Genomic DNA, 19,912 nt, shown 5'->3' with positions numbered 1-19,912 from the left:
GCAACTTCGGACACGGCAAGATCGAGAACTTGTCCGGTTCCGTCCCCACGAAATCGACGCGACCAAACGCGAGCCCAATGGCTCGACGCCGAGGCCTCAATGCTCCGATACTAACACTGCGGCCTCATTCGACGGTCACCGATTTTGCTAGATTACGCGGCTGATCCACGTCCGCGCCCCTTACTAGGGCGGTATGGTAAGCCAGGAGCTGAACCGGAATGGCATAGACTATCGGCGTAAAGCTTGCGACCATCTCCGGCAGCACAATGGTCATGAGTGTGTCCACCGTCGCTTCCAAAGCACCCTTAGCATCGGTGATCAGGATGATCTTGCCGCCCCGAGCGGCAACTTCTTGCATGTTCGAGACGGTCTTCTCGAAGACCTCGTCGTAAGGCGCGATCACCACCACAGGCACGGCCTCATCGATCAGTGCGATCGGTCCGTGCTTGAGCTCGCCGGCGGCATAACCTTCTGAGTGGATGTAGGCAATTTCCTTCAGCTTGAGTGCGCCCTCCAATGCCAGGGGGGCCGATGTGCCGCGACCGAGATAGAGCACGTCCCTCGAGTCAGCGATATAACGCGCGAGCTTCTCGATCTGCGGCTCGATTAACAGCGCCGCAGCAATCAACCGCGGCACTTCGATAAGCTCACGCACGAGCTTCGACTCATCGATCTCAGACAGCTTACCGCGCTCTTTGCCTGCTGAGACGGCAAGCGCCGCCAAAACGATCAGCTGGCAGATGAATGCCTTTGTGGAAGCTACGCCGATTTCTGGCCCCGCCAGCGTCGGCAGAACGGATTCACTCTCGCGCGCAATCGTCGAGGTCGGGACGTTGACCACAGATATCGTGTGCACGCCCTGCCCCTTGGCGTATCGCAACGCAGCCAGTGTGTCAGCGGTTTCGCCCGACTGCGAGATGACGATGGCGAGATCTCCCCGGCGCAGAGGCGCCTCCCGGTAGCGGAACTCGGACGCTACATCGATCTCGACAGGCAAGCGCGCCAGCCGCTCGAACCAGTATTTGGCGATGTGCCCGGCATAGCTCGCCGTGCCGCACGCGGTAATTGAGATGCGCTGAATGGATTTAAAGTCGAACGGCAATGTGAGCGGCAGGGCGACGCGCTTGGCCGCCATGTCGAGATAATGCGCTAATGTCTTGCCGGCCACGGTCGGCTGCTCGTGGATTTCCTTGGCCATGAAGTGGCGATAATTCGCTTTGTCCACAAGGAGTGACGATACGCCAGACTTTGATGTTTCCCGCTGGACGACGGAGCCGTCTGCGCTATAAATCACGCACATCGTGCGCGTAAGAACGGCCCAGTCACCGTCTTCAAGATAGGTGATGGTGTCGGTCAAAGGCGCGAGCGCGATCGCGTCCGATCCTAGATACACTTCGCCGTTACCATGTCCGATCGCAAGGGGCGACCCCTTACGCGCACCGATCAAAAGATCGTCGTGCTCCTTGAAAAGGAATGCCAGCGCGAAGGCACCGCGCAGCCGGGGCAGCGACGCTTGTACCGCATCCTGCGGCGAGTAGCCATTCTTGAGATAAGATTCGACGAGATGTGCTACCACCTCGGTGTCCGTCTCTGATTCAAAATGGGCTCCATTCCGCTCCAGCTCGGCTCGCAGCTCGCTGAAATTCTCAATGATCCCGTTATGAACGACCGCTACATTTTCCGTCGCATGCGGATGAGCATTGCTCTCGGTCGGCTTTCCATGAGTCGCCCAGCGGGTGTGACCGATACCGGTACGACCCGACGGCGGATAATAGCGCAGCCGCTCCTCAAGGTTTCTCAGCTTACCTTCAGCGCGTCGCCGCTCGATACGGAGACCTTCGAGAGTAGCGAGGCCTGCGGAGTCGTAGCCACGATATTCCAATCGCTTGAGCGACGCGACCAACTGCCCAACGACCGGGCCACGCCCCAAGATGCCGACAATTCCACACATATGGATCAATGCTGCCCAAGTTAAAGAAGCCCGACGTTCCCCCTCACAGGAACCCCGTTATGAAATTCGCTTGCCCGATGATAACAGATGTCAAGTTCGGGATTTGTCGCGGCCGGCGCTATCGCCGCCGCATTCACAAGCGTGAGTTAGATCTCTTTCAGCCATCATCGCTTCGCCTGACTACATTCCGCTTTTGGCTGCCTATCTGAGTACAAACTGCAATGCGGCCGCGAAAAGCGTGACCGCTTCGAAGAGAGCCAGATATGCAGGTGCGCTTGCAGGGTGGCGCGACATCCAATCACGGCACAAACAGACTCGGTCGGTTGCGACAATAGCTGTCGGCGTCGCAACAAGCCGCTGCGAGGACATATCGCGCAAATAGTCTGGCTCCATAGATTGAGGACATTCGAACCAGATCGGCGGGCCAATTATCCTACGACAAAGCATCTTGTCTTGTTCGCTCATCATCACTGATGAGCCATTTCACGACTTGCAGCTCACATTTCCAAGAAGGTGAGCAGCGACGCCGGCGAACCGAGCGGCCGTGAATGTGGCAGTAACTGAGTCTTTCCGCCTCACTGATAGACCCTTCGAGAGGCTCACGTTCCGTCTCGGCTGCGCTCCATTGGGGACATAGAAAGAGGAAACCTGCCCATGGCTTCTACATGATCTGCTGCCCATACATTTGCGCAGCCGCTCTAGCGTGAATTGTCCTTTGTCACAGGAAACATTTCGCCGACGCGGGTTTAAGAGGCTCATCATACTCGGACCGAAGCAAGTTACGGTCGTCGAGACTAAACGATTGGCGTCGAAGCTCTATTGTACGAACGTAAACTCTTGATATCGATACGTTCGATTATCTATACCAACGTTGGCTACTCTTTCTCATTTTGTCTTGCGTCGACGGTCCACTGCCTGCCGCGAGTTGGATATTGGCAAAGGCGCTGACCACGGTTGATGAGTCGACCGCCAAGGCCGGCTGTTCTGTTCGGAAGTTAACGGTACGGGCGCTTTGTAGATTACGAATTGATGCGCAGGCTTGACTGTGTGCTGGCTTGCATGTCGTCATTCCGACAAATGCATTGACGACTGCGGCCTCAGCCCATCGCTCTCCCAAGCCATGACGAGACCACGCGAATGCAGACATGCGCCTCAGGATAGATAAGGAACACAGACCGTCGGCTTCCATCTCATTGGAAATATCAGCCCGGGGGCACGCGCGGCCGGGCGCGTAACGGCGTTTGCCATCGATCTCGCGCGCTTAGGATCATCGCGGATATCAGGCAGGTTGCGAGGGTTAGTTGACTTTCATTTTTTGAAGCTCAATGGGTTGGCACCCTCCAGTCCAATATAAATCAATGTATATAGTGTGCATTCCTGCATGATGTGTATGACTGGAGCTAACGATCGCTTTCCTCTAATTGCGGGTGGGGCGCGCTTGCGCATCTAGATTTCTCGAGAAACGGCTTCGCAATCGCGTTTCACAGGGAGGCTTTCTTTCCGGCGCAACTAAGAGAAACCATGGCGGCTCAGGACTCAAAGCGGCGCGTTGCGCTGATCACCGGCGTCACCGGGCAGGACGGCGCATATCTCGCCGAGTATCTGCTCGGTCTCGGCTACACCGTGCACGGGATCAAGCGCCGGTCGTCCTCGTTCAACACAGCGCGCGTCGATCATCTCTACCGGGATCCGCATGCCGGCAACGTGCCGTTCCTGATGCACTATGGCGACATGACGGATTCGACCAATCTGATCCGGCTGGTGCAGCAGATCCGGCCGACCGAGATCTATAACCTGGCCGCCCAGAGCCATGTCGGCGTCAGCTTCGAAAGCCCGGAATACACCGCCAACGCCGACGCAATCGGCGTGCTGCGCCTTTTGGAAGCGATCCGTATCCTCGGCATGGAAAAGGAGACGCGGTTCTACCAGGCCTCCACCTCCGAGCTCTACGGCCTGGTGCAGGAAGTTCCGCAGAAGGAGACCACGCCGTTCTATCCGCGCTCGCCCTACGGCGTCGCCAAGCTCTATGGCTATTGGATCACAGTGAACTACCGTGAGGCCTATGGTATATTCGCCAGCAACGGCATCCTGTTTAACCATGAGAGCCCGGTCCGCGGCGAGACCTTCGTGACGCGCAAGATCACCCGGGCCGTCGCCCGCATCGAGGTCGGGATCGAGGACACGCTCTATCTCGGCAATCTCGATGCCAAGCGTGACTGGGGCCATGCCCGCGACTATGTCGAGGGCATGCACAGGATCCTGCAGGTCGACGAGCCCGGCGACTTCGTGCTCGCGACCGGCGAGACTCGGTCGGTCCGCGAGTTCGTCGAGCTGGCGTTTGCCGAGGTCGGGCGCAGCATCGAATGGCGCGGCAAGGGGGGCGAGGAGGTCGGCCTCGACAAGGCGTCCGGCAAGACCCTGGTGCAGATCGATCCGGCCTATTTCCGTCCGACCGAGGTTGATCTCCTGATCGGCGACGCCAGCAAGGCGCGCGCGAAACTCGGCTGGGCGCCGAAGACGCCGTTCTCGCAATTGGTGAAGGAAATGGTCGCCAGCGATCTCGTCCAAGCCAGGCAGGACGCAGCCAATGGCAAGCACGGCGTTTGAGCTGAAGGGCAAGACGGTTTTCGTCGCCGGCCATCGCGGCATGGTCGGCGCGGCGCTGATGCGCCGGCTGGCACGCGAACAGGCCGATCTCTTGACGGTGTCGCGCAGCGAGGTCGACCTGCGCGACCAGGCCGCGGTAAATGCCTGGTTTGCCGCGAAGCGGCCGCAGGCCGTGTTCCTCGCCGCCGCCAAGGTCGGCGGCATCGTCGCCAACAACACGCTGCGCGCCGAGTTTCTGCACGACAATCTGGCGATATCGAGCAACGTGATCCAAGCGGCCCATGCCAATAGATGCGAGAAGCTAATGTTCTTCGGCTCCTCCTGCATCTATCCGCGCCTGGCGCCGCAGCCGCTGCGAGAGGATTCGATATTGACCGGCCCGCTGGAGCCGACCAACGAACCCTATGCCATCGCCAAGATCGCCGGCATCAAAATGGCCGAGGCCTATCGCAGCCAGTACGGCGCCGATTTCATCAGCGTGATGCCGACCAATCTCTACGGCCCCGGCGACAACTATCACCCCGAATACAGTCACGTCGTCGCCGCGCTGATCCGCCGCTTTCACGAGGCCAAGATTTCGGGCGGCGGCAACGTCGTGGTGTGGGGCACCGGCACGCCCCGCCGCGAATTTCTCTATGTCGACGATCTCGCCGACGCCTGCATCCATCTGATGAAGACCTATTCCTCGCCGGAAGTTGTCAATATCGGTACCGGTGAGGACATCAGCATCGCCGAGCTAGCACTCATGGTCGCGGCCGCCGTCGGTTTTCGCGGTGAGATCAGCTTCGACACGTCGCGCCCGGACGGCACGCCGCGCAAGCTGCTCGACATCGGGCGGCTGTCCGGGCTCGGCTGGCGCGCCACGACCTCTCTTGAGGACGGCATTCAGCTGGCATACCGGGCGTATCGCGCCGACAGCGATGGACGGCAGCAGAGTGATCTGCCTGTTCCCGATAACGGACCACTCCTACGTATCGATCATCGGTGAACGTCCAGCCTAGCGGACTTGCCGCTCACGTAACAACCAATTTTGCTTCGCAGTTGACAAGCGTTCATTGTCAACAACGCGCTCAGTTGGACGTCTAGAACCCGAGTGACGCGGTGTATCCTAGCTATGACGCCGCCAATCGACTTGCAGGAAAAGGAGAATGGCCATCATCGACACCTGCTGCCATCAAGTTGAGATCTCATCGACTCTAAGCCGCTAGACGCCGACCGGTGGACGATCATTAGCCGGGAGCGTGCTGGTGTCCCCTTCCTCTCGACCAACGGCTTAGCGATGGTCTGTCATCATTATCCTCGCCGACAGCGTAACGATGGACATGAGCGCGCCTAACATCCCGAACGCCAAGGGCAAGCCAAACATGTGTGCGGCGAGCCCGATGCTGGCAGGCCCGACGAGTATACCCGCGTAGCCGGCTGTCGTGATGACCGCGATCGCAACGCCTGCTGGCATCACTGTCTGTTTGCCGGCGCGTCGACACAGTACGGGTACAACATTTGAAATACCCAATCCAATAAGCAGGAACCCCGCCATAGCAATCAACGCAACGGGCGCGGCCACCACAGCCAAGAAGCCTGTCACGATCGGCAGAGTCCCGAGCATCAATGTGGCACGGTCGCCGATTCGCGCCACCACGGCATCTCCGCTGAGACGCCCTGCGGTCATTGCGATTGAGAAGAGCATACAACCAATGCCCCCGTGCGCCTCCGCGAGAAGATCTCGTTCAACGAGAAGCAAAGCGCTCCAATCGAGCATTGCACCTTCGACAAGAAAGGTGATAGCCGCGAGCACAGCTATTAGCAACACACTGCGATGGGGCAAGACAAACAATGGCCCCTGCTGCCTCGAACCCGTCGCGAGCAACCCCGGCCAGGCCGACACAATCGCGATCGTCATTAACGCCGAACAAACCAACGTCGAAAAAAGCGGGCCAAGCTGCAGCGAGAGTAACGACGTCACGGCGGCAGAGCCGGTGAATTCCCCAATGCTGTACTGGGCGTGGAAGCCAGACATCAATGGACGGCCGGTGGCGCGCTCCAATTCAATCGCATGAATGTTCATGGCTACATCGATCGAGCCGAGTGAAACGCCGAAAGCAAACAGCGTGGCACCGAGCCCGAGAGATGTGTCGGCAATTGCAAGCCACGGCAGGGTGATCGCGAGTCCAAGTCCACCCGCGAGGATAATGGGCTTGCTGCCGTACCGCGCATTCGACACGCTGGTCAAAAGCATAGCGATGACGGATCCCGTTCCGAGACAGAGCAGCAGAAGACCAAGCATGCGGTCATCCACCGCGAGCCGCTCCTTGGCGAGTGGCACCAAAGGCGCCCAGGCCGCGAGACCGACTCCGGCCACAAAAAATGCGAGCCGTGTCCCAAGCAGGCCGGCAGACCAATTAGCGGATGGTATCACGGGCGCTCCTGAGAGAACGGGCTCGCGAGCGCGACGCCCGTCATCCTGCGTGCGTCGCCTGCAAGCGGCGCGATCGACAATGATGGCCTCAAGTTGACATTCTCTAGCCCTGCAAATGCAATGCCGTCACAAAAACTGGACTACGTCACTAGGCGAGCGACAAGTAGGGGTGATCGTCGAGCCCGTGATGCGGTGTTTCGGCCACTTTCCCGGATGAGCTAGCCATGGGGTGATAGTTTTTGCTGGTCTGCGACGGCTGGAGGCGCAACGCTCACTATGGCCTTGTCGCAAAGCCTACAAAGCCTGCAAAGCCAACGGCGCCCGACGCCACTGTGTACTTGGCGCGAACACGCCGTAGGTTTTCCGACAGCTTTTGTAAAATCGGGAGCTCTCATCACGAGTAACGGCGCTCACTCACAAGATCAATACAAGCCCGCTATCACGCGCAAGCCGTCAATGTCGGCCCGATACTTTTGATATTCGATTATTCCTGGTTTCAGGCGGCTAGGTGGTTCCCCACGTCGCGCTCGCTGTGCCGTGTCTCGAGTGATCCGTTTGTCTGGCGCGCTTGCCGCCGGCAACCACAGCCACGGCGAGTGGCATGGCGACAAGATCAACCTCCAAAAGTTTAGGGCTGTCCTGTGATCCCGAATTCCCCGGCGCCGGTGCGCTGGGCTGTCATAGAGCAATCAACCAGATTTACATGCCATCATTGTCGCCGCGGAAGAGAGCGGCGTCGCTCAGGTCCACGACGCGCGCGCATTCGATACCGAGGTGCCCGCCGGCATCGTTCAAGCGCTTATATCCGCAGTTCGCCGAGCCCGTCGCTCTTATCAAATCGGGCTGTGGGTGGTAAGGAGCAAGTGTAGCAGGCACAGATCCATCAGTATCGCCGCCGCCCTCACGTTATAAGCCCAGGCGCTCTGCACTAGATCGAGCTCGATCAGCACCTGTGACAAACCGACGCCCGCATCAAAGCTCATGCAGATGCGTCGAAATATCTCCGGATCAAGCCGGCGAATGAGGTAGGACCCCAGAGGGATGCCAAGCATAACACTGGGCATAAAAACATAGAGCAAGCTGCCGCTTTCGGGAACAAGCCGAGCTGATAATAGACGAAGGCGGTCACGCTCGGTTCCGCCACGCGAACCAGGGCTAGGCCGGCGCGAAACTCGTGTTTAACCAGGCCCTGGTTGTTAAACAGCATCGCTAAGGGAGGGCCGGAGATAGTCGTCACCGAATAGAGGATGCCCAGCATCGACCCGAATGGCAGGCCGATCAGCCAGCTTGCTTCGACAGGGCGGCGCCAACCCGCAGCTTGCAGCAGGATCAGGGACAGAATGATCGTGTCGGTGCACCTGATGCTCGGCAAGCTCGGCACCACGGGCGTGAAGATCTCGATGCGCAAGTGAGCGTGAGGCGATCGCAGGTGCTCACCACACTGAGCGAACCTAGATTGATTCTATCGTCATTGCTTGGCCAGCTGGGCATCAGCAGCGCCGGTGAGGTCGAGCTCGGGGGCGATCTTCGCGCGGCCGGAGCTCGCATCGGCACGGTGATCGGACGCGATCGCGACGTAGACCGCCGGCAGCACGAAGAGCGTGAACAGCGTGCCGACAGACATGCCAGCGACGAGCACGAGCCCGATCGAGAAGCGGCTCGCGGCGCCAGCTCCCGTTGCCGTCAACAAGGGTATGAAGCCCGTGACCATTGCCGCCGTGGTCATCAAGATTGGACGCAGTCGGACGCGCGCCGCCATCTCTATAGCCGAGCGACGGTCAAGTCTCTCCTTGAGCTGCAGCTCATTGGCGAACTCAACCATCAGGATGCCGTGCTTGGAAATCAACCCGACCAGTGTCAACAGTCCGATCTGGGTGTAGATGTTCATCGTCGCCCAGCCAAAGAATGGCGGGATCAAGGCGCCGACGATTGCCATTGGGACGCTGATCATGATGATGAGGGGATCGCGCAGACTTTCGAACTGCGCCGCAAGCACCAAGAATATGATGATCAGTGCAAATGCAAACGTAATCGCCAGTTGGTTACCCTCGTGCACATATTGGCGGGCGTCGGCGAGGAAGTCGTGGCTGAAGCCTGCGGGCAGTTTCTTTGCCTCAGCTTCCAGGAAGTCCACAGCCTGACCGATCGTGACGCCTGGCATCGGCACGGCCTGAAAGGTTGCGCAGTTGAGCTGGTTGTAGTGGGTGAGCGCGTTCGGATCGGTCGCAGTCTCGATGGAGACAACGGTGGACAGCGGGAGCATCGAGCCCGTCGCTGTCTTCACATAATAGCTCCCGATGGCTTGCGGCGCCAGGCGTTCCTCGCGTGGGACCTGCGGGATCACCTGGTAGGAGCGGCCCTGTAAATTGAAGCGGTTGACGTAGTTTCCGCCAAGTAAGGTGGCGAGCGCGTTACCGATGGTCTGCATGGTGATGCCAAGCTCGTTGGCCTTGGATCGATCCACCTTGACTCGTACCACCGGCTGGTTGAACTCGAGGTCGGAGTCGCTCACCATGAACAGACCGCTCTTCCGCGCGGCATCTTTCAGCTTCGACATCTGCTCGTAGACGGATTGGAAGCCAAGCGTCGAATTGATCACCATCTGCACTGGTAGGCCATCCGAACCGCCCGGAAGCGGCGGCAAGCTAAAGGCAAACGCGTTAATGCCTTCGATTTTTGACAGCTCGGCCTGGACAAGGGACTTTAGCGCAATCGATGATCGCTTACGCTCGTCCCATGGCTTGAGCAACATGCCGGCCAAGCCACTCTGCTGGCCGCTAACGCCGTTGAGCACGAAGCTCAAATCAGTCTCGGGAAATTTCTGGAACGCGTTTTCGATCTTGGTACCGTAATAGTCGAGGTAGTCGATATTGGCGTATTTCGGCGCCTTGGTTAGAGCGAATACGATACCTTGATCCTCCTCGGGTGCGAGTTCCTTGGAAGTATGCATATAGAGAAAGCCGACGAGGCCCAGCATGGTCAGCGCAAACAGGCCGGTAATCGGACGATAGTCGAGCGAGCGGTCGAGCTTGCGGCCGTACCATCGTGTCATGGCGATGAACCCGCGGTTCACAAGTCTTGCAAACCGCCCCTCCTCAGCGCGTTTCAGGAAGAGCGAGCACATCATCGGCGACAGCGTCAAAGCGATCACGCCCGACACGATCACCGCTCCCGCTAGCGTAAACGCGAACTCGCGGAATAGCGCACCGGTGAGGCCGCCGAGAAATCCGATTGGGGCATATACCGCAGCCAAGGTAATCGTCATGGAGACAACGGGGCCGACGATCTCGCGCCCGCCCCTTGTAGCAGCCTGTAGGGGCAGCGCACCTTCTTCTAAATGGCGATGAATGTTCTCCACCACCACGATCGCGTCATCGACCACGAGACCGATCGCGAGAACCATCGCAAGGAGAGTCAGGAGATTGAATGAAAACCCCAGCGCCAGCATCATGCTGCAGACACCGACGAGCGACAACGGAATAGTGACTACGGGAATGATGACCGACCGCAGCGAGGCCAGGAACAGGAAGACTACCACCACCACGACCACGACGGCCTCGATGAGCGTCTTCTCCACTTCATCGATCGACGATTGAATGAATTTGGTGAAGTCGTAGGCCACTTTCATCCTCAGTGACGGCGGCAGGTTACGCTCCATTTCTGGAAACAGCGCCCGAACGCCTCGCACTATGTTTAGCGGATTGCCTTGCGGGCTCGCCCGAACGCCGATAAAGACCCCGTGCTCGCCGTTCATTGCGACGCTGGTGTCTGTGGTCTGCGCAGCAAGCTCGACTACTGCAATGTCCTCCATGCGCACAAAGCCACCGTCATTGGCTTTGACGATCATGCGCTTGAAGTCATCGACACTCCGCAGATCGGTGTTTGCCGTAACATCAGAGATTGTGAAATAGCCCTTGGTCTGGCCGGCCGCGGCCTGGAAGTTGTTAGCGGCGATTGCAGCCGAAACATCAGCCGGCGACACGCCGTGCCCTGCCATTTTCGCTGGATCGAGCCATAGCCGCATCGCAAAACTCTGGCCGCCCAGGATGTCTGCCGCTGCGACGCCGTCGACGGTTGACATAACGGGTTGCACGACGCGCGAGAGGTAGTCGGTGATCGCGCTGGCCGTCAGTTCCTCGCTGGAGAAGGCGATATACATGACGGCGGTGGCCTGACCGGTCGACTTAGTGACGACCGGATCGTTTGATTCTTTCGGGATTAAATATTTGACTGAATTGACCTTGGAGAGAACCTCGGTGAGCGCCTCGTTGGGATCGAAATTCAGCTTGATGTAGACTTGGATCGTCGAGGTACCGAGCACCGATGAGGAACTGATGTGGTCGACGCCCTCGGCGGAAGCGACTGCCTGCTCCAGGGGAGTGGTGATGAACCCCTGGATCATGTCGGCGGAGGCGCCAGGATAGGAAGTCGTGATATTGACGACCGTATTAGATAGCTTGGGATACTGCCGGATCGGCAGTACGGTGGCCGCGCGAAAGCCGATCAGCAAGATCAGGAAACTGACGACGATAGACAATACCGGACGTTTGATGAAAAGCTCGGTAAATGCCATCTCGACTCGCATTTCAAAAGGGGGATGCAAATTCGCCAGCAACTTGCGCTACGGCAATGATCATCAATGCGGCAACTGCGCTAAAGCCGGTAGTATGAGGGAAGCATTATCGGCTACTCTAAGGGCTCACACGTTCATGAGCATAGCGTGCCCAATCCTCCGCTTCTCCATTTTCGTCGCTTGAATGAATGTTGGCTCCGCTGTTCTGATCGCTGATCGCGATCTCGAATAGTGGGCACCTTCTTAAGATAAAGCCCCTGTCTTTTTGCGTGCAATCGGCCAAAGGTCCGACTCAAGATGTTCGTCCTCACACCTGATTGGAACGCACTGACTTCTAGCAAGCTATCAGTTCAGGCTTCGCGCCGACCCGTCGATCGAATGATCCAGGTTTCGACATCGAAAGTACAAACGAACCTGACGGGTGCTCAACTGTACAAGGGTAAGTGGGTAATATAGCATCGGCTGCAAAACACTATACCAAGGTTTGTCGAAACGGTCGCTGGTCGCAGCCGCGCGAAACCTGTGACGTTGCCAGACGCAAAGTTCTCGGTCCCATAATATTCCGCAAGCATCCCCTATCGCATCGCTAACTCGCTGAACAACGTCGGTTCGGAGTTCGCCCTTTGCTATTAGGTCGACACGTCTGTCGGAAACGTTGCCTTGAGCACTTCTTCCAGCTCAATATGCTGCATACGGTTTGGCTACGTATTGCGCTACGGAGTCGGCCACGTCAGCATTACGTTGTCGATCAGCCGGGTCGAGCCGACGTAGGCTGCCGCACAAAGCGCCGCGGGGCGTCGCAGTGGACTGTCGGCGGTGTTGAGCGTGTCACCGTCGACAAGTTCAAGATACTGCACTCGGTCAACTGCCTCTAAATGCCCCTTGGCGATCGCAATCAGCTTTTCTACGTTGCGCTCTCCTGCGCGAAATTCATCGAGCGCGGCGGATAGTCCACGATTGATCGCAAGGGCCCGCTGACGTTCTTCCTTGCTGAGATACCGGTTGCGACTGCTCATCGCGAGCCCATCCTGTTCGCGAACGGTTGGTACGGTGACGATCTCGATCGGAAGATTGAGATCGGCCGCCATGCGGCGCACGACTGCGCATTGCTGAAAATCCTTCTGGCCAAAAAACACGACGTCGGGCTGCACCATGTTGAACAACTTGCATACGACAGTCGCGACACCGCGAAAATGTCCAGGCCTGAAGGCTCCGCACAGCGGTTTCGCGAGGTCGCCCGGTTCAACGAAGGTCTCAAAATGGCTCGGATAGACTTCCTGTGCATCCGGCGCAAAGAGGATCGCAACACCGGCATCGCGGCACAGTCCCTCATCGCGCAAGAAGGCTCGCGGGTAGGTGCTGAGATCCTCGTTTGGTCCGAACTGAGTGGGGTTGACGAAGATGCTGACGACGGTGACGTCGCATTGCGCCCGGCTCGCCGCGATCAGCGCCAGGTGGCCATCGTGGAGATAGCCCATTGTCGGCACGAATCCGACCCGTTGATCGGCACTGCGGGATTTTGCGAGAGTGCGGCGAAGCTCAGCGACCGTCGTGATTGTTTGCATGTCGAGCTCTACATCAGGTTGGGTTGGATGGCGCCCAGTTGGTAATTGCCTCGCCGACACCTTCAGGAAGTCGATAGGACTCTTGCGCTGTCGGGAATGCACCACTGCGGACATCCGCGGCCCAGCGCGAAAGCGCATCATGCAACTGCTGGAAGCCTTCTGCATAGGCGCGAACGAATTTGGGGCGATGACCTTCGGTCAGGCCCAGCACATCGTGAAACACGAGCACCTGCCCTGAACAGTCCGGGCCGGCGCCGATTCCGATCGTTGGTATTGTCAAGGAATCGGTTGCTCGAGCAGCAAGCTCGGCCGGAATGCCTTCCAACACCAAAGCGAAACAGCCGGCCTCCTGCAGACGGTGAGCATCATCGAGCAGCCGCAGCGCTTCGTCCGCTTTCCGGCCCTGCACCTTGAAGCCGCCCATGACATTGACGCTCTGGGGCATAAGACCCAGATGACCCATCACGGGAATCTCGCAATCGACAAGGGCACGTACCATCTCGATACGCTTGCCGCCGCCCTCGAGCTTCACCGCGGCTGCGCCTCGTTGCAGGAATCCGCCGGCATTGCGTATGGTTTCTTCGACGCTGAGGTGGAAGCTAAGAAACGGCATATCGGCGACGAGCAAAGCACGAGGCCTGGTGCGTGCAACGGCTTCCAGATGATGGTTCATCATCGCCACGCTTACGGGGAGCGTGTTTTCAAATCCAAGGCAAACGTTACCGACACTGTCACCAACGAGAATGATGTCGACGGAAGGATCCGCGATGCGCGCCGCAACCGCGTCGTAGGCAGTCGTCATGACGAGACGCCGGCTGTCCTGCTTCCAGCGCTGCAGCATGGGAATCGTGATGCGCTCGACCGGCTGCTGCGAAACGTGGCTCATTTGGACCCCATCGCGTCGACGACCTCAGTTCGATTCTGCGGTGCGCAGTGGCAAGGCTTTGATGTCAACCAACTCGCCGACTGCTTAGCAGAGAGTACTTTTCTCATTTGAAACACCGTTGAGCCCTTACGCACCTAGTACTTCCTAGGGAGCGTGGAAGAAAATTGTCAACCGGGGGAGAAAAAAAGAAATCGATTCCTCGAAAATGGCGTGGCGACGGATGGAAATTCCTTTTGGTTGCGCGATCACCAGACGAAGACTTTCTCGGCCGGTGTGTTGGGTCATGCGGGCGTGGCCAATGGCTTCTGAAGATTCGCCGACAGGCTGTCGCGATCGACGACCGATCCGGCCTGCTTCTAGACCAGCTCATCGGCTGCATCGTTAATTGCAGCGTAGATTTCCTCGAGGTCCGCCGACGTGACACAATACGGCGGCATGACATAGATCGTATTGCCAAGCGGGCGCAGCAGCAGATCTCGATCGCTAAAGAACGCCTGCAGCCTCGGCCCGATATTGGCGAGGTAGCCCTCGTCGCACGCCTTCAGCTCGAGTGCTGTGATAGTACCAGTCTGACGGACATTCCCGAAGCGCGCGTCCGCGCGAAATGGCTCGATTTTCTGTTTCTGCATTGCAGCGACGGAGGCCACGCGCTCGTAAGTCTCATGGTTGCACCAGAGATCCAGGTTCGCCTTGGCAGCGGCACACGCCACCGGATTTGCCGTGTAAGAACTGGAGTGGAAGAAGGTGCGGGTTCGGTCTTTCGAATAGTGTGCGTCGAAAATGTCCGCGCGGCAGAGCGTCACCGCAAGCGGAAGAGAGCCACCCGTGAGGCCCTTGGAATAGCAGGCAATGTCGGGCGTGACACCAGCCTGCTCGCAAGCGAATAATGTTCCAGTGCGCCCCCAGCCTGTCATGACCTCGTCGGCAATGAACAGGACGCCTGAGGCCTCACAGATCCGTTTCATTTCATTTAGGACCCAAGCAGGATACATAAGCATCCCGCCAGCTCCCAGGATCAGGGGTTCGACGATGAAGGCAGCCGGATTTTCGTTGCGACACGCGGCCTCGAGCGCGTCGAGCGTCGGCTGTTCATGACCCAGCGCCGGGAACGGCACTGAGGTAACCTCAAACAGCAGAGGTTCGTAGGCCGCATTGAACACACCACGCGCGCCGACCGACATCGTCCCCACCGTGTCGCCATGATAGGAATGCTGCATCACGACGATGCGTGAACGCGACTCGCCGATGTTGCGCCAATAGCCGAGCGCGAACTTTAGCGCGACCTCCACACTGGTCGAGCCGCTGTCGGAGAAGAAGACGTAGTCGAGGCCGCGGGGCGCAAGTTTCAAAAGCAGGGAGGCAACCTCTTCGGCGGGTTCATGAGTGTGGCCCGCGAAGATGATCTGGTTGAGCTTTTCCGCCTGCTTCTGAATGGCACTCACGATGTATGGATGACAATGGCCATGGGTCACAACCCACCAGGACGCGATCGCATCGATGATGCGACGGTCATCCGCGGTGTAAAGATATGCACCCTCGCCGCGCAAAACCTTTATCATCTCGCCTTGCAGCGCATGTTGGGTAAACGGATGCCAGATCCGCGACTTTGCTTTGCACATTATGAATCGAAATCGCCACCATGGAACGAGACCTTGAAGGCCGCGCGAAGCGCGTTGGCCGTGAGTGGAGCAAGGCACGGCAGCCGGCCCAGCTTCCGCACTTGTCCGATCCTGCAAATGGTGCTCTCGGTGTCGACGTTCTCTTCGCCGATGAACGCGATACCGCGAATTTCAATGTTGCGATTGTGCAAGGCCTCGAGCGAAAGTAGCGAATGATTGATGGTACCGAGGGCAGTGCGCGCGCAGAGAATGACTGGCAGCCGCCATCGTGCAAAGACGTCGATATAGAGTTCGTTGCGATTGAGCGGTACCATCAGCCCGCCTGCTCCTTCGATCACGAGCGGACGATCCCCGGTGTCCGGTACATTGAGTGCGGTGGCATCGATGTGAAGGCGATCGAGTTCTGCTGCGAGATGTGGTGAGGCTGGCGCTTCAAGACGATACCGCTCTGGCACAATCCGATCGTCGGGAAGTTCAGCCAGTCGTTCAACGACCTGGGAATCGATCTCCCCTCGAAGGCCAGCCTGGACAGGTTTCCAATAATAGGCATCAAGAAAATCGACGAGTCCTGCGGAAAAGATCGTCTTGCCGACCTCAGTGTCGGTGCCGGTGACTACGAATCGCCGAGCCATCTTGCCTCGCTTCCGGTTTCTTCCATCAAGGCATCGAGCAACGCACGCACATCATTCTCTCCGACATTCAGCGTCAGGGAGATTCGCAGCCGAGCTGTGCCCGCCGGCACAGTCGGTGGTCGGATTCCGCGAACGTCGAATCCGCGAGCCTGCAGCATCGATGCCAGTTTCATGGCGCGCGCGTTGTCGCCGACAATGTAAGGGACAATCTGGGAAACGGAGGGACTCCGGCCCCCGCGCAAGCGGATCTCCCGATGTGTGAAGGCGACCAAGCTGGCCAGGCGTTGTTGCCGTTCCGGTTCCTCCTTCAAAATTGATAGCGCCTCCTGCACGGCAACAGCTAGCAAAGGCGACGGGGCGGTTGCAAAAATGAATGGACGGCAACGGTTGACCATGAAGTCGCGCAGCACTCTGCTTGCGGTGACGAGGGCACCGGCGGCGCCCAACGCCTTGCCGCACGTATGAACGACCACCAGGTTCTCGCGCCCTTCATAGGGGGCGGTCAGCCCTTTTCCCTGCTCACCGTACACGCCAGTGGCATGAGCTTCATCTACCAAAAGAAACGCATCATGCCTGTCGGCGATTGCGACAAGCTCCTTGAGCGGCGCGAAATCGCCGTCCATGCTGTATAGACTTTCAGCCACGATCCAGACGCGGCCCGTCCCGCCTTTCGCGCGCCAGTCGCGTATTGTGTTTTCGACCGACGTCGGGTCGTTGTGAGCGCTTTCGCGAAACTCGGCTCGTCCGGACCGTGCGCCTTCGTGAATGCTCGCGTGCACGAGCGAATCGAGTACCAGCAGATCGCCCCGTTGAGGCAGCGTCGTCAGGATGGCAAAATTCGCCACATATCCGGCGCTGAAAAACAGCGCCGTCTCGGCTCCGAAAAGGTGCGCGGCCTCCGCTTCGAGACGTTCGTGCTCGTCGCAATTTCCGCGCAGGAGTCGTGACCCGCCGGCCCCGATTGGAGTGCCGGCTTCCAGCGCCGCCGCCACAGCCTTCTTCATGCGCGGCGCACTCGCCAGCGCGAGATAGTCGTTCGATCCAAAATCAATGCCGGAACGCGGCGCTAGGCGCCGCAGCCGCTCTTGCTCGTTCAGGGCCCGCAAGGCGGCGTGATAAGTGGCCACCTTGTCCGCGCGTGTTGGAGTCATTAATCAATCCCGCGTGTAGAAGGAGTGCTTGCGCAAATCACTCAGGCAGCCGCTAATCACGAAGCCCCGCTTCTTCCTGACATTCTTCAAAACGTCTCTCGAGGTCGGCGGACGCGGTTTGGGCGTCAATCGCTGTGAACGCTATCGTTAGCCGGCGCAGATTGCGTGTTGACCGGCTGCTCTTGGTCGAGGCTGGATTTGATGCCGAGCCGCCCAAGCAACTCCACGTCGCGCTCGCGCTGCGGGTTGCGCGTGGTCAGGAGCGCGTCGCCGATAAAGATCGAGTTAGCGCCGGCGAGAAGGCACAGCGTCTGCAATTCGTCGCTCATGTATTGCCGTCCGGCGGACAGCCGCACCACGCTTTGTGGCATCAGGATGCGTGCGACCGCGACGAGACGCGCGAGGGAGATTGGATCGGGCCGTTCCGCGGTTTCCATGACCGGCACGCCCTTGACCTCGTTCCAGAGATTGATCGGCACGCTCTCCGGATGGCTCGGCAGATTGGCGAGCAGCACCAGCATGCCTAGCCGGTCCACGACGCGCTCCCCCATGCCGATGATGCCGCCGCAGCAGACCTTGATGCCCGCCGCGCGCACCTCTGTGAGCGTGTCGATACGATCCTGCAAGATCCGCGTGGTGATGATTTGGCCATAGAATTCGGGCGAGGTATCGACGTTGTGGTTGTAGAAGTCGAGGCCGGCCTCACGCAAACGCTGCGCCTGAGGAGCGGTCAGCATTCCGAGCGTCACGCAGGTTTCCATTCCGAGACCCTTCACCGCGCTGACCATCTCGCAGACCTGGTCTAGGTCTCGGTCCTTCGGACTGCGCCACGCCGCCGCCATGCAGAACCGCGTCGCGCCGGCCGCTTTCGCGCGCTCGGCCGCCGCGATCACATCCGCCTTGTCCATCAGCCGCGTCGCTTTCAGCCCCGTGTCATAGTGCGCGCTCTGCGAGCAATAACCGCAATCCTCTGGGCAGCCGCCTGTCTTGATGCTGAGAAGGCTCGCGGTCTCCAGATGATTGGGATCAAAGCGGCGGCGGTGAACGGCCTGGGCGCGGAACATCAGGTCGGAGAATGGCGCGTTGTAGAGCGCCTCCGCCTCCCCAAGGGTCCAGTCGTGGCGGAGGGGTTCGATGTAGCCGTCGTCCGATTCTGTTTTCGCGCTTGGGACCATCCGAGCCACGAGGCCTCCTCTACAAACTATAGATAATCCTTATGATTATCTATGATCTTCCATCTTGAGGTATGCTAACTGACGTCTGTCCGCCACGCACGATGTTTTCTGATAGATAATCTATGATGAATTTGAGCGACAACACGACAACTGCGCAACGCATTGCGCATTCGATCGGCCACCGCATTATCAGCGGCGCGCTACAACCAGACGCACCGCTGCGGCAGGACCATATCGCGCGCGAATTCAACTCGAGCCACGTCCCCGTGCGGGAGGCTTTTCGGCAACTGGAGGCACAACATCTCGTTGTTGCCGCCCCCCGCCGCGGCGTGCGCGTTGCATCGCTCGACGCGAAGTCGGTGAAGGAGATCGCCGAGATGCGCGCCGCGCTAGAGGTGGTCGCGCTGCGGAATGCCGCGCCGAAACTCACGTCGGCTCATCTGGCGCGGATTGAGCTGGCCCTGATCGAAGCAGACAACGCGGAGACAATTCAGGAATTCGAGATCGCGAATCGCACATTTCACCACGCCCTTGTGGCGCCCTGCGCAATGCCTCGATTGCTCGCCTGCCTCGATGGACTGCAACTCGCAAACTCGCGACTGGTGTTCGCGATGGCGCGCAGTGCCGGATGGCGTCCGCGCTCCAATCAGGATCACCGCTTGATTCTGCAAGCATTACGATCGCGCAATATCGATCAAGCCTGCGATCTGCTTGCGCGTCACATTCAAACCATTGAGCGCCTCGCCCTCCCAGCGTCATTATGAGGGACAAAAATGCAATCGCAGAGCACCATGCGGCGTCCATCGCTGGCACGATATTAAGATAGTCCTGCGATCAGCCTTCATCTCACACGAGTCCTAGCCAGCCATGATTCGCCACATCGTCCTATTCACAGCCAAGAACAAGACCACATCGATCGAATCGCCGACGGACTCTCGCGCGCAACCGCAAGGCCGATCAGCTCGGTAACGACATCGACTCGTTGTTTACGAAACACGAATTACTCGGACGCTACTCATATCTGGCCAGGATCCGTTCAGCAGCTACGAGGGCAAGACGATTGTACTGTCCGGTATAAGCATCCGGTGGATCTCCGTCAGGTCCTCCACCTTTCGGTCGTGTGACAAGGGTCCGCGCACCGACGAAAGGCATCGATCTCCTCCAGGATCAGCAGCGACGGCGCGCTACGCTTCGCTTGTCCGAACGCCGAGCCTCCGAGTTTGCTAGGTCAAACCTGAAGGTTGGTCTCCTGAGGACGGCGACGAGCGTTCCACCGCGTGGGTCTTGCCGTATCCTGGCGGTCCATAGAGCAAGATGCCGTTTGGAAGCTGTAACTG

13 protein-coding genes are annotated in these 19,912 nt (G+C 58.8%); 3 read left to right on the top strand and 10 right to left on the bottom strand.

The window, feature by feature from the left end; translation table 11 throughout:
* Positions 1-124: 124 nt before the first annotated feature.
* On the bottom strand, positions 125-1,951 hold the full coding sequence (gene glmS / locus BLV07_RS06785) for a glutamine--fructose-6-phosphate transaminase (isomerizing) (RefSeq protein ID WP_091881552.1): 1,827 nt from the start codon (positions 1,949-1,951) through the stop codon (positions 125-127).
* Positions 1,952-3,472: 1,521 nt separating this feature from the next.
* Between glmS and gmd the strand changes: the two genes are divergently transcribed.
* Together gmd and BLV07_RS06775 are read left to right on the top strand one after the other, a co-directional pair.
* A complete protein-coding gene (gene gmd / locus BLV07_RS06780; RefSeq protein ID WP_091881548.1) occupies positions 3,473-4,558 on the top strand; it encodes a GDP-mannose 4,6-dehydratase in 1,086 nt (361 codons plus the stop codon).
* Complete coding sequence (locus tag BLV07_RS06775; RefSeq protein ID WP_091881544.1) at positions 4,539-5,546, top strand: GDP-L-fucose synthase family protein; 1,008 nt, start codon at positions 4,539-4,541, stop codon at positions 5,544-5,546. Before gmd ends, BLV07_RS06775 begins: the two co-directional genes overlap by 20 nt.
* A gap of 285 nt (positions 5,547-5,831) precedes the next feature.
* Here BLV07_RS06775 and BLV07_RS06770 read toward each other — a convergent pair whose 3' ends face one another.
* The 9 genes from BLV07_RS06770 to bioB form a co-directional block, all read right to left on the bottom strand.
* Positions 5,832-6,974 carry an MFS transporter gene (locus tag BLV07_RS06770; protein WP_091881540.1) on the bottom strand — a complete coding sequence of 381 codons (1,143 nt, stop codon included), beginning with the start codon at positions 6,972-6,974 and terminating at the stop codon, positions 5,832-5,834.
* A gap of 979 nt (positions 6,975-7,953) precedes the next feature.
* A complete protein-coding gene (locus tag BLV07_RS06765) occupies positions 7,954-8,382 on the bottom strand; it encodes a hypothetical protein (protein WP_244550989.1) in 429 nt (142 codons plus the stop codon).
* 60 nt (positions 8,383-8,442) lie between these two features.
* Complete coding sequence (locus BLV07_RS06760; protein ID WP_091882074.1) at positions 8,443-11,547, bottom strand: efflux RND transporter permease subunit; 3,105 nt, start codon at positions 11,545-11,547, stop codon at positions 8,443-8,445.
* Positions 11,548-12,260: 713 nt separating this feature from the next.
* Positions 12,261-13,112 (bottom strand): pantoate--beta-alanine ligase, encoded by an 852-nt coding sequence (gene panC / locus BLV07_RS06755; RefSeq protein WP_091881537.1) that lies wholly within the window; start codon positions 13,110-13,112, stop codon positions 12,261-12,263.
* A gap of 13 nt (positions 13,113-13,125) precedes the next feature.
* Entirely contained in the window at positions 13,126-13,998 is an 873-nt protein-coding gene (panB, locus tag BLV07_RS06750) for a 3-methyl-2-oxobutanoate hydroxymethyltransferase (protein ID WP_091881534.1), read from the bottom strand.
* Positions 13,999-14,354: 356 nt separating this feature from the next.
* Positions 14,355-15,617 carry an adenosylmethionine--8-amino-7-oxononanoate transaminase gene (locus BLV07_RS06745; protein WP_091881529.1) on the bottom strand — a complete coding sequence of 421 codons (1,263 nt, stop codon included), beginning with the start codon at positions 15,615-15,617 and terminating at the stop codon, positions 14,355-14,357.
* Positions 15,617-16,249 carry a dethiobiotin synthase gene (gene bioD / locus BLV07_RS06740; RefSeq protein WP_091881524.1) on the bottom strand — a complete coding sequence of 211 codons (633 nt, stop codon included), beginning with the start codon at positions 16,247-16,249 and terminating at the stop codon, positions 15,617-15,619. The genes BLV07_RS06745 and bioD overlap by 1 nt, the downstream gene beginning before the upstream one ends.
* Positions 16,231-17,400: an 8-amino-7-oxononanoate synthase gene (locus tag BLV07_RS06735; protein ID WP_091881520.1), complete on the bottom strand. Its 1,170-nt coding sequence runs from the start codon at positions 17,398-17,400 to the stop codon at positions 16,231-16,233. Before BLV07_RS06735 ends, bioD begins: the two co-directional genes overlap by 19 nt.
* A 125-nt stretch (positions 17,401-17,525) precedes the next feature.
* Positions 17,526-18,575 (bottom strand): biotin synthase BioB, encoded by a 1,050-nt coding sequence (gene bioB / locus BLV07_RS06730; protein WP_091881517.1) that lies wholly within the window; start codon positions 18,573-18,575, stop codon positions 17,526-17,528.
* 125 nt (positions 18,576-18,700) lie between these two features.
* Between bioB and BLV07_RS06725 the strand changes: the two genes are divergently transcribed.
* Positions 18,701-19,339 carry a GntR family transcriptional regulator gene (locus BLV07_RS06725; protein WP_085964263.1) on the top strand — a complete coding sequence of 213 codons (639 nt, stop codon included), beginning with the start codon at positions 18,701-18,703 and terminating at the stop codon, positions 19,337-19,339.
* Positions 19,340-19,912 lie beyond the last annotated feature (573 nt).

Origin of the sequence: Bradyrhizobium sp. Rc2d (assembly GCF_900099855.1) — a bacterium.
In the GTDB taxonomy this organism is placed as follows: domain Bacteria; phylum Pseudomonadota; class Alphaproteobacteria; order Rhizobiales; family Xanthobacteraceae; genus Bradyrhizobium.
Note: the sequence above shows the minus strand (reverse complement) of the source record. Positions and strands in the feature narration are given on the sequence as shown.

Bases quoted from the DNA above. Each gene is read 5' to 3' on its own strand.
- BLV07_RS06735 (WP_091881520.1), bottom strand. From the start codon at position 17,400: ATGACTCCAACACGCGCGGACAAGGTGGCCACTTATCACGCCGCCTTG.
- bioB (WP_091881517.1), bottom strand. From the start codon at position 18,575: ATGGTCCCAAGCGCGAAAACAGAATCGGACGACGGCTACATCGAACCC.
- panB (WP_091881534.1), bottom strand. From the start codon at position 13,998: ATGAGCCACGTTTCGCAGCAGCCGGTCGAGCGCATCACGATTCCCATG.
- BLV07_RS06775 (WP_091881544.1), top strand. From the start codon at position 4,539: ATGGCAAGCACGGCGTTTGAGCTGAAGGGCAAGACGGTTTTCGTCGCC.
- BLV07_RS06725 (WP_085964263.1), top strand. From the start codon at position 18,701: ATGAATTTGAGCGACAACACGACAACTGCGCAACGCATTGCGCATTCG.
- BLV07_RS06745 (WP_091881529.1), bottom strand. From the start codon at position 15,617: ATGTGCAAAGCAAAGTCGCGGATCTGGCATCCGTTTACCCAACATGCG.
- gmd (WP_091881548.1), top strand. From the start codon at position 3,473: ATGGCGGCTCAGGACTCAAAGCGGCGCGTTGCGCTGATCACCGGCGTC.
- glmS (WP_091881552.1), bottom strand. From the start codon at position 1,951: ATGTGTGGAATTGTCGGCATCTTGGGGCGTGGCCCGGTCGTTGGGCAG.
- bioD (WP_091881524.1), bottom strand. From the start codon at position 16,249: ATGGCTCGGCGATTCGTAGTCACCGGCACCGACACTGAGGTCGGCAAG.
- panC (WP_091881537.1), bottom strand. From the start codon at position 13,112: ATGCAAACAATCACGACGGTCGCTGAGCTTCGCCGCACTCTCGCAAAA.
- BLV07_RS06760 (WP_091882074.1), bottom strand. From the start codon at position 11,547: ATGGCATTTACCGAGCTTTTCATCAAACGTCCGGTATTGTCTATCGTC.